Origin of the sequence: Synechococcus sp. R6-5 (assembly GCF_047461775.1) — a bacterium.
Classification (GTDB): domain Bacteria; phylum Cyanobacteriota; class Cyanobacteriia; order Thermostichales; family Thermostichaceae; genus Thermostichus.
Genome location: NZ_JANSHV010000367.1, coordinates 1 through 2,314, shown reverse-complemented (window position 1 = coordinate 2,314; position 2,314 = coordinate 1). Strand labels below are relative to the sequence as shown.

General features: G+C 58.9%; 3 protein-coding genes. All 3 read left to right on the top strand.

Going from position 1 to position 2,314, the window contains the following annotated elements; all coding sequences use genetic code 11:
• Positions 1 to 459: 459 nt before the first annotated feature.
• The 3 genes from NW818_RS13780 to NW818_RS13770 all read left to right on the top strand — a co-directional run bounded on the left by NW818_RS13780 (position 460) and on the right by NW818_RS13770 (position 2,290).
• Positions 460 to 870: a DUF6464 family protein gene (locus NW818_RS13780; protein WP_414424876.1), complete on the top strand. Its 411-nt coding sequence runs from the start codon at positions 460 to 462 to the stop codon at positions 868 to 870.
• Entirely contained in the window at positions 867 to 1,574 is a 708-nt protein-coding gene (gene pyrF / locus NW818_RS13775; protein WP_414390753.1) for an orotidine-5'-phosphate decarboxylase, read from the top strand. Before NW818_RS13780 ends, pyrF begins: the two co-directional genes overlap by 4 nt.
• A 131-nt stretch (positions 1,575 to 1,705) precedes the next feature.
• Positions 1,706 to 2,290 carry a hypothetical protein gene (locus NW818_RS13770; RefSeq protein ID WP_414390758.1) on the top strand — a complete coding sequence of 195 codons (585 nt, stop codon included), beginning with the start codon at positions 1,706 to 1,708 and terminating at the stop codon, positions 2,288 to 2,290.
• Positions 2,291 to 2,314: the final 24 nt, after the last annotated feature.

Genomic DNA, 2,314 nt, shown 5'->3' with positions numbered 1-2,314 from the left:
CTTATTATTGACTAGAGTCATGCTCTATCTAACTACTGGAGATCCCATGGTTTACCGCGCTGTTTTCTGGGGATTAGCTGGGATGGCTTTGGCTTTCTCTCTCGCTTTCCTTGAGGAGGCTAACGCTCAAACCTCGCTGACTGGCATCAACCGTGACAGCGTACTGCAACTGAACCTTGGGTCGGGACGCAGCCTCCCTCGGGTACCTGTGGGCGGTTCAGGTTCTGAGGAGGGCCGGGATCCTGCTGCTCCTTCGGCGCAAATGTGGGCAGAGTGGCATATTCGCGCCAATGTCTGTACCGGAAACCTATCCACAGAAGAACTGGCGGAGCTGTTTCCATTGGTGAATCAAGCTCTAGTGGATGCCGTTTGCCGGGGAGGAAGTTAAAGGTTGCCCAGGCTGGCGGTAAGGTGAAGAAGGAGCCTCTAGGTCGCTGCTGCATGGATTTTGAGAAACTTTTGGAGGAATGGGTTGCAGCCTTTGCCCAAGTGGCCGAAGAAAGTTTGGCCTCTTTGGAGACTGCCCTGATGGAGCTGGCAGAGCACTTGGCTGTGCCTTTACAGGAAACCCTTAGGCAGTGGGAAGCCCTCTGGAATCTGGAGGAGGAAGTGGAGCTGGAGCCTGAGCCAGAACCCTTTGAGGAAACCCTCAACCCTTCTGGCGAATCTTTCACCACCAGTCGTTTCTTCGTCAGCCCGATAGGATTTGGGGGTGTGGTTGTTTACACTTACGTGGCTTCGCCGCCAGAATACATCGGGGATCCCACCTGCCGCTACAACGCCCATTCTCCAGAGTTGCGCTGCGCCGTCAATCCCTACGGCCCCTGTGAGGGCTGTCCCCACTACGAGCCCCGGAATGAGCCCCGATGAAGGGTGACCGCCTGATTGTTGCGCTGGATACTTCTTCTCAAGAGCAGGCTTTGGAGTGGGTGGACTCTTTGCCGCAGGTGCTGTGGTGGAAGGTGGGTCTGGAGTTGTTCACTGCTGCGGGTTTTTCCGTTCTGCAGGCTCTCAAGGAAAGGGGCAAGCGCATTTTTCTGGATTTGAAGCTGCACGACATTCCCCACACCGTGGGGAGGGCTACGGAGGTGGCCGTCAGCTATGGAGTGGATCTGCTCACCGTCCATGCTGCCGGCGGCAGTGCCATGTTGCGGGCAGCCGTGGCAGCTGCCCAGGGCAGTCCTTGTCGGCTATTGGCGGTTACCCTCTTAACCAGCATCAGCCCCCCGCAGGTGCGACAGGAACTGGGCATCGAGATGGATCCCGCCGACTATGTGTTGCATTTGGCCCGGCTGGCTCAAGCTCAAGGCTTTACTGGACTGGTTTGCTCTCCTCAGGAAGTCTCGCGGTTGCGCCAAGCTTTGGGGCCGGAGGTTTTGCTGGTTACTCCTGGGATCCGTCTGGGCCAAGCCAAGGCGGGGGATGGAGAGGAGGATCAACAGCGCATCTGCACGCCCGACGAAGCTCTGCGGGCAGGAGCCGATTATTTGGTGGTGGGCCGCCCCATCACCGCTTCTCCCGATCCCGTGGCCGCCTTGCGGCGCTTCCAAGCCTCATGGGATGCTGCCGGGTGAGGGTGTGGGGAGATGCCCGATGTTATTGGGGTAGTTCTGTAATGCAACGACGCCGTAGGCTTGTGCAGTGGATCCCTGAAAAAAGGCCGGCTGGATCCGGCAGGAGATGTTGGCTAGGAGTCGGTTTGTCGGTGGTTTTGGGCCTGGTCAGCACTCCTGGGCGCGTTAGGGGTGCGGAGCATTTCGTTCCGGCAAGAGGGGAAACTTGCCTGGCTGCTCCTCAGGTTTGGGCTGAGGCTCTAACGGAGCAGTTGCCTTTGTTTCTCAATCTGGCCTTGAGCCGCTCCCGCTCTGAGTTTCAGGTTGTGCTGGTGGGGAAGCCGGAGGTTGAAATGCTCTCTCCAGGGTCTCCGGCCCGCTTACGCCAACAGGAGCTGGCTCCGGTTTTGCCGGACACCGCAACTGCTGTTTCGCCAGAAGCTTTTCGGCTGTATTTCACCACGCTGGAGCGCCGCTTGGTCTTGCCCCAACACCCCCAAAAGGAGGGCAACTCCTTGGCCGGTCGGCGCAGCGAAACTCTGCAACTGGCCTACGAGGCTTATGTCCTGCGGGCTAACCCTGGGGATCCCTGGCGGTTGGTGCGTCTGCAGGTAACCGGATCGGGGATCCCCATTCGCGATGTAACGAATGGACTCACTGCCCAGGCCATCCGCCGCTGGCAACAGTCGGGTTGCCCCTTGACGGGCGATCTAGAGTTGACTAGACCTTCTCTCTAGCGGCGCGGAGCGCTTTGCGTCAGC

What these genes read in the sequence shown, in the direction of transcription:
- pyrF (WP_414390753.1), top strand. Translation starts at nt 867, where the DNA reads ATGAAGGGTGACCGCCTGATTGTTGCGCTGGATACTTCTTCTCAAGAG.